Below are 7,643 nucleotides of genomic sequence, written 5' to 3'. Positions count from 1 at the left end.
GCAATGGCAATGGCAATGGCAGAGGTAAGGCATGTCACGCAGTGTTAAAGGCTTGGTCAAGACGCGCCAATATGGCAATAGCAAATTTAGTCCCGTGTGAAAGTATGATGGGGGAGTTTAATTTCGGTACTTAATTACAGTATGCTCTGCAACGGTGTCAAAAAAGCCCCGGCTCTTTCGAGTCGGGGCTTTTAGTTACTGCGTGTCAGACTACTCTGATCAAGCGCCGTAAACCGGCAGCTTGGCGCAGATGGCCTTGACCTTCTCGCGAACCGCATCGATCACGGCTTCGTTGTTCAGGTCAGCCAGGATGTCGCAGATCCAGCCGGCCAGTTCCTTGCACTCTGCTTCCTTGAAGCCGCGAGTGGTCACAGCTGGAGTACCGAAGCGCAGGCCGGAGGTGACGAACGGGGAGCGTGGGTCGTTCGGGACAGAGTTCTTGTTGACGGTGATGAAAGCGCGACCCAGTGCGGCGTCGGCGTCTTTACCGGAGATGTCCTGTTTGATCAGCGACAACAGGAACAGGTGATTTTCAGTACCGCCGGATACGACGTCGAAGCCGCGTTCGATGAACACACCGGCCATTGCCTTGGCGTTCTTGACCACTTGCTGCTGGTAGGCCTTGAACTCAGGCTGCAGCGCTTCCTTGAAGCACACGGCCTTGGCCGCGATCACGTGCTCCAGCGGGCCGCCTTGCGAGCCCGGGAAGACGGCCGAGTTCAGCTTCTTCTCGATGTCAGCGTTGGCGCGAGCCAGGATCAGGCCGCCACGTGGACCGCGCAGGGTCTTGTGGGTGGTGGTGGTCACGACGTCAGCGAACGGCACCGGGTTGGGGTAGACACCTGCGGCAACCAGACCGGCTACGTGAGCCATGTCGACGAACAGGTAAGCACCGATCTTGTCTGCGATTGCGCGGAAACGCGGGAAGTCCAGGATCTGCGAGTAGGCAGAGAAACCGGCCACGATCATTTTCGGCTTGTGTTCGACGGCCAGACGCTCGACTTCGTCGTAGTCGATCATGCCGTTGGCATCGATACCGTACTGCACGGCGTTGTACAGCTTGCCGGAGGCCGAAACGCTGGCGCCGTGGGTCAGGTGACCGCCGTGGGCCAGGCTCATGCCCAGGATGGTGTCGCCGCCTTGCAGCAGGGCCAGGTAGACAGCGGAGTTGGCTTGCGAGCCTGCGTGCGGCTGAACGTTGGCGTAATCGGCGCCGAACAGCTCCTTGGCGCGATCGATAGCCAGTTGCTCAACCACGTCGACGTATTCGCAGCCGCCGTAGTAACGCTTGCCTGGGTAGCCTTCAGCGTACTTGTTGGTCAGGACCGAGCCCTGAGCTTCCATGACGGCCGGACTGGTGTAGTTTTCCGAGGCAATCAGCTCGATGTGTTCTTCCTGACGCAGAGCTTCTTGCTCCATAGCGGCAAACAGATCGGCGTCGTACTTGGCGATAGTCAAATCACGGCTGAACATGGCAGTCCTCAAGGGGGCATGGCGGAAAAGGCGGGTATTCTACCCCATCGAGTTTTATCTGGCATATGAAAGGCAGTCATGCGCTGGATGAATGGGGTGCAGATTGCGCCTGGCGGGTGGTTCCCGGACGCCAGGGCGACTGAAAAACCGCCTCTTTTCAGACAACCTGTAACCCGTTGAAGAAACGCGATTTTGTGGGAGCGGACTCGTCCGCGAACAGGCCGAGACACCCATTCAATCCAGCATGAACAACGCATCATTGCTGAACTGCGCTTCGAACTGGCTGGCGGGCATCGGGCGGCCGAACAGGTAGCCTTGTACTTCGTCACAGCCGTGCTCGCGCAGGAAGTCCAGTTGTTCCTGGGTTTCCACACCTTCGGCGATGACGGCAAGATTCAGGCTGTGGGCCATTGCGATGATCGCCCGGGCAATCTGCGCGTCCTGTTCGCCGGAGGGCAGGCCGTCGACGAACGTGCGGTCGATCTTCAAAACATCAATCGGGAACTGCTTGAGGTAGTTAAGCGACGAGTACCCGGTGCCGAAGTCATCCACCGCAATACTGAGCCCCAGATTTTTGAGGCCGTCGAGTATCTGCATGGCCTCGTTGACTTCGCGCATCAGAATGCTCTCGGTCAACTCCAGCTCCAGGCACGCCGGAGACAGGCCGGTGTTGTCCAGAATGCTGGCGATGCGTTTGCCGAGCTGGCCGTCCGAGAACTGCCGGGCCGAGATGTTCACGGACACCTTGGGGACGCGCACTTTCGCCTGATGCCACTGTTTGAGCTGGCTGCAGGCCTCGGTCAGCACCCAGTCACCGACCTCGACCACCAGGCCAAGCTCTTCAAGCACGGGTATGAAGTCATTGGGCGGCACCAGGCCACGGCGTGGATGACGCCAGCGCAGCAGCGCTTCGGCGCCCGTCAGCCGCTTGCCATCGCCGCTGAATTGCGGCTGGTAATACAGCGTGAATTCCCGCTGCTCAAGGGCGTGACGCAGATCGCTTTCCAGCTCCAGACGCTCGAGCGCACTGGCGTTCATGTCGGCCTGATAGAACTGGAAGTTGTTCTTGCCGCGTTCCTTGGCGTGATACATCGCCGTGTCGGCGTTTTTCATCAACTGGCTCAACTCATGCCCATCCTGCGGGCTGAGCGCGATGCCGATACTGGCGGTCACGAAAAACTCTCGGCCTTCCAGGACGAAAGGCGTCACCAGGCTGGTCAGGATTTTCTCGGCGACATGCACGGCGCGATGCAACGCGCTTTCCCGCGTAGGCCCCGGTTGCAGCAGCAGAGTAAATTCATCCCCGCCCATGCGTGCCACCGTGTCGTCGTCCGTAACACAGGCCAGAAGACGCGTCGCCATTTCCTGAAGCATGCGGTCACCCGCAGCATGGCCCAGCGAGTCGTTGATGGGCTTGAAACGGTCCAGGTCGAGGAACATCAGTACCACCCAGGCCTGCTGACGCTCAGCCTGTTGCAGGGCCGAATGCAGGCGGTCCTGAAACAGCGTACGGTTAGGCAGGTGGGTCAGGGCATCGTAATAAGCCAGGCGGTGAATGCGCTCTTCGCTGGCTTTGCGCTCGCTGATATCGGTGAAGAAACACACGTAGCTCGCCAGATCGCCCTCGTCATCCACCACAGCAGTAATGCCGACCCACGCCGGATAATGCTCGCCGTTGCGACGCTTGAGCCTGACCTCGCCTTCCCAAGTGCCGCGATTGTTGAGTTGCTTGATCACATAACGCAGGTGCGCTTCCTGTTCAGCTTCCACCGTCAGCATGCCGGGCAATTGGTCGAGGACCTGTGCCACTTCATAGCCGCTCACGCGAGTGAATGCCTCGTTGACCTGAACGATGTAGCCGGCGGGGTCGGTAATCAGGATGGCCGAAGTGGAGTGTTCGAACACCGTGGCGGCCATGCGCAGGTCTTTTTCCGCACGGCGCTGCTGGCTGATGTCGCGTCCGACGCCTAGAAGGCCTTCAAAATTGTCATGCTCGTCCCACACCAGCACCATGCGCAGCTCTACAGGGACTTTGCGGCCATCGGCCCGCAGGCAGTCGAACACGAACAGCCTCGGGGTCGTGTCGCCGCGCAGCTTCAGCAGTTCATTGGGCTTGTGCAGGACTTTGCGTATGTTGCGGATCAGTGCATCGAAACCCGTCAGCTGTTGCGGGTTGGCGATCGTCGCACCCCAGCCGTGGGTGAGAATCCAGTCGGCGCTGTAACCCAGCACGCTATGGACCGACGGGCTGACATAGTTGGGTTCCAGTTGGCTGTCAGTGGAAAAGATCACATCGCTGATGCTCTCGGCGAGCATGCGATGACGCTGTTCACTGTCGCGCAGAGACTGGCTGGAGGCGACCTGATCAGTGATGTCTTTGGCCACGCCGATAATGCGCGTCACCAAGTTCTGACTGTCCCGTGCCAGCGCCTGCTCGCGAACATCGAAGCAGCGCCACTGGTTGTCGCGGTGGCGAAAGCGCAGGACGCATTCCAGCAGTTCGTTGTGCCCGTGATGACGCTGGCGCAGGCGCATGTCCTGATAGGGCTTGGCGTCGTCCGGGTGAAGCAGGATTTCCCAGAAAAACTCGCCCATCGCGTTGAGTTCGGACTTGCTGTAACCCAGGGTATGGCCCAAATGGTGGTTGCTGTAAATCATGCGCTGGCTGAGCACATCTTGCACATACAGGTGATCAGGGACGGTGCGGACCACATCCGACCAGAAACTTTCACGGTCCAGCAGCGACAGCTCGATCTGCTTGCGGCTGGTGATGTCGCCGATGCTGAGAATGACCGCGTCGAAGTCGGCGCGACTGTCCGGCAGTCTCAGGACCAACCACAGGTGCTGATCCTGACCGCCTTCCCGAGTGCGACGGATTTCCAGCTCCAGCTGCGGCTGATTGTCCAGGACTGCACGGATGATCTCGATGCCGATCCCTGGGCGCGCGCGCGACTCCCCCTCGATCAACTGCTGCCACGCCTGCTCACCACCATCGACGTTGAGCAGTCCCAGCGCAACCTCGTTGACCTGGTTGATGCGCAACTGCTGCAGCAGCCGGTCGAGAAAGGCCGGCTGGTTCTTGAGCATCAGATCAAGGTCTTCGCAGGTACGGATCTGCAAGGTTTCAAGACGCTCAGGCAGGCTGGACATGTCCATCACGCAAATGGCCACGCCAGCGCCTTCGAAAATGTCCCGATAGCGGCGCTGGCTTTCGAGCACCTGGCGCTGTCTTACGCGAATGCTCATGAGGGCAATGAGCGGCAGAATCGAAAGCAGCAGGCCCACAAGGCACTTGCCCAACAAGGGGGCGAGCAGGTCCTGACGCGTCTTGTGTGCATCGAAGAGCCCGCGCAGTTGCCAGTCACTGTTGCTCAGGGGTTGAAGCAGAAGGGTGTCGGTGTGGGCGGTGTCCGTGCCATTTTCAGGTAAGGGTTCGCGCAGGATGACACGTTGCGTGTTGCGTTTTTCCAGTCGCCACAGGTGCTGAAAATCCTGCGTCGGCTGTTGAATGAAGGCCTTGAGCGCGTCGGGGACCATGCGCACGACCCAGTAATTACCGGTCAATCCACCGCTCTGGCGAATCAGCAGATAGATCTGCGAACCGTCCTCGTTGCTGGTGTAAAAGAAGGGACGCCCGGTTGCCTGCTTCAAGGCGCTTTTCAGAATGGCCGCATCGCCAGGCAAGTCGGCGCTGTCTTTGATCACCTCGCCCGTGGGCGCGAGACTGACCACGCTGCGCACTGCCGGTAGGGCCGTACGCACGCCATCCAGCGTTGTGCGTTGATCGAGCCGTTGTCCTGATGACTGGATGTCCTCCAGCAGATTCATGGCGATCTGAGCGTTGAGCGCCATGTTAAGGCTGAGGCGGTCCGAAAGCTGCGTGGCATAGTCAAGGCTGCGCTGGCGCTGGCGCTCCTGGGTCTGATGAAATTGCTCGATCAATTGCCAGAGCAGCAGTGCAATCATCAGCAACACCAACCCTGCCAGCGCACCTTTCAATGAACCACGCAGAGGCCTGGCAGTACCGCGTTGGGCGGTACTCGATGGCGAAGAGGTCGTTGATATCGGCAAGTCGTTGTTCCTGACTACTGAACTGAAGCAGCGATGCGCTATGCAATATAAGCCGGTCGCCCAAAAGGGCGGCTAGCATGCCTTGAGTTGTGGCAGAGTGCCAGTCCCGCCGGGCCGGATCGTTTGCCCTGCAGGCCGCATTCGGGTAGCTTTGCGCAACGCGCGATCACAGCCCGACTCCTGCATGAGTGACTCCACTGTGTGCAAACCAAGATGCAGCTTTACAGCTGCCCAGGCACTCGAATTTGTTCTCTGCCTGTTCTGATTCAAGGCGTGGAACGCTCATGCGGCAAGTCTGAAAGACAAATAAAAGCTTTTTTTCGGTCGGAGCTTTAAGCTCGCGCTCCAGATCGGTCCTTATCACAGACACCAGGTTTTCATTCAATGGCTCAATACGTCTTTACCATGCATCGGCTGAGCAAAGTTGTGCCGCCGAAGCGGGAAATCCTCAAGAACATTTCTCTCTCTTTCTTTCCGGGCGCCAAGATCGGCGTGCTGGGCCTCAACGGCTCGGGTAAGTCCACGCTGTTGAAAATAATGGCTGGCGTCGACACCGAGTTCGATGGCGAAGCGCGCCCGATGCCTGAGCTGAACGTGGGTTATCTGCCGCAGGAACCGCAACTTGACCCCACCAAAACCGTGCGTGAAGTGGTTGAAGAAGCGGTCAGCGTTATCAAGGATGCCCAGGCACGCCTGGATCAGGTCTACGCCGAATACGCCGACCCGGATGCTGATTTCGACAAGCTGGCCGCTGAACAGGCCAAGCTCGAAGCGATCCTGCAAGCCAGCGACGGCCATAACCTTGAGCGCCAGCTGGAAGTCGCCGCCGATGCGCTGCGTCTGCCCGCCTGGGACGCAAAAATCTCTGTCCTGTCGGGCGGTGAAAAGCGTCGCGTAGCCCTGTGCCGCCTGCTGCTGTCCGCGCCTGACATGCTGCTGCTCGACGAACCGACCAACCACCTGGACGCCGACTCGGTCGCCTGGCTGGAGCACTTCCTGCACGATTTCCCGGGCACAGTGGTCGCGATCACGCACGACCGTTACTTCCTGGACAACGTCGCCGGCTGGATTCTGGAACTCGACCGCGGTGCGGGCATTCCTTACGAGGGCAACTATTCGGGCTGGCTTGAAGCCAAGTCCGATCGTCTGGCCCAGGAATCCAAGCAGCAGTCGGCCCATGAAAAGGCCATGAAAGATGAGCTGGAGTGGGTTCGCAAAGGTGCCAAGGCGCGTCAGTCCAAGTCCAAGGCTCGTCTGCAACGCTTCGAAGAGATGCAGTCGCAGGAATTCCAGAAACGCAGCGAAACCAACGAGATTTATATCCCGGCTGGTCCGCGTCTGGGCGACAAGGTCATTGAATTCAAGAATGTCACCAAGGGCTACGGCGATCGCGTCCTGATCGACAACCTGTCATTCGCCATGCCTAAAGGCGCGATCGTTGGCGTGATTGGCGGTAACGGTGCCGGTAAGTCGACCCTGTTCCGCATGCTGATGGGCAAAGAGCAACCGGATTCGGGCAGCATCGAAATCGGTGAAACCGTGCAGCTGGCCTGTGTTGACCAGAGCCGTGACGACCTGGATGGCAGCAAGTCGGTGTTCCAGGCGGTTTCGGATGGTTCGGACGTGATCCGTATCGGCAACTATGAAATTCCATCACGTACCTATGTGGGTCGCTTCAACTTCAAGGGCGGCGATCAACAGAAGTTCGTCAAGGACCTGTCCGGTGGTGAGCGCGGTCGTCTGCACCTGGCGCTGACCTTGAAAGAGGGCGGCAACGTGCTGCTGCTCGACGAACCGTCCAACGACCTTGACGTTGAAACCCTGCGTTCGCTGGAGGAAGCGCTGCTGGACTTCCCGGGCGCTGCCATTGTGATCTCCCACGATCGGTGGTTCCTTGACCGTGTCGCGACTCACATTCTGGCGTACGAAGACGATTCGCAAGCGGTATTCTTCGAAGGCAACTACACCGAATACGAAGCGGATCGCAAGAAGCGTCTTGGCGATGCCGCTGCCCAGCCGCACCGGGTGCGTCACAAGAAACTGGCGTGATATAGCGTCGTAAGTTCGCGTTACTGTGGAAAACAGCGCAGCCTTTTGAA

General features: G+C 59.1%; 3 protein-coding genes. 1 reads left to right on the top strand and 2 read right to left on the bottom strand.

Going from position 1 to position 7,643, the window contains the following annotated elements:
* Positions 1-219 precede the first annotated feature (219 nt).
* Both glyA and ALP40_RS19885 read right to left on the bottom strand, forming a co-directional pair.
* Positions 220-1,473 carry a serine hydroxymethyltransferase gene (gene glyA / locus ALP40_RS19890; RefSeq protein WP_122209902.1) on the bottom strand — a complete coding sequence of 418 codons (1,254 nt, stop codon included), beginning with the start codon at positions 1,471-1,473 and terminating at the stop codon, positions 220-222.
* Between the two features lie 234 nt (positions 1,474-1,707).
* A complete protein-coding gene (locus tag ALP40_RS19885; protein ID WP_259640738.1) occupies positions 1,708-5,439 on the bottom strand; it encodes an EAL domain-containing protein in 3,732 nt (1,243 codons plus the stop codon).
* Positions 5,440-5,928: 489 nt separating this feature from the next.
* On the opposite strand from ALP40_RS19885, the gene ettA reads away from it, so the two are divergent.
* On the top strand, positions 5,929-7,593 hold the full coding sequence (gene ettA, locus ALP40_RS19880; protein WP_122209900.1) for an energy-dependent translational throttle protein EttA: 1,665 nt from the start codon (positions 5,929-5,931) through the stop codon (positions 7,591-7,593).
* Positions 7,594-7,643 lie beyond the last annotated feature (50 nt).

This window comes from Pseudomonas viridiflava (assembly GCF_003702045.1).
Classification (GTDB): Bacteria; Pseudomonadota; Gammaproteobacteria; order Pseudomonadales; family Pseudomonadaceae; genus Aquipseudomonas; species Aquipseudomonas viridiflava_C.
This window is presented reverse-complemented; position numbering and strand designations above follow the sequence as displayed.

Coding starts and splice junctions, on each gene's coding strand:
- glyA (WP_122209902.1), bottom strand. CDS start 1,473: ATGTTCAGCCGTGATTTGACTATCGCCAAGTACGACGCCGATCTGTTT.
- ALP40_RS19885 (WP_259640738.1), bottom strand. CDS start 5,439: ATGATTGCACTGCTGCTCTGGCAATTGATCGAGCAATTTCATCAGACC.
- ettA (WP_122209900.1), top strand. CDS start 5,929: ATGGCTCAATACGTCTTTACCATGCATCGGCTGAGCAAAGTTGTGCCG.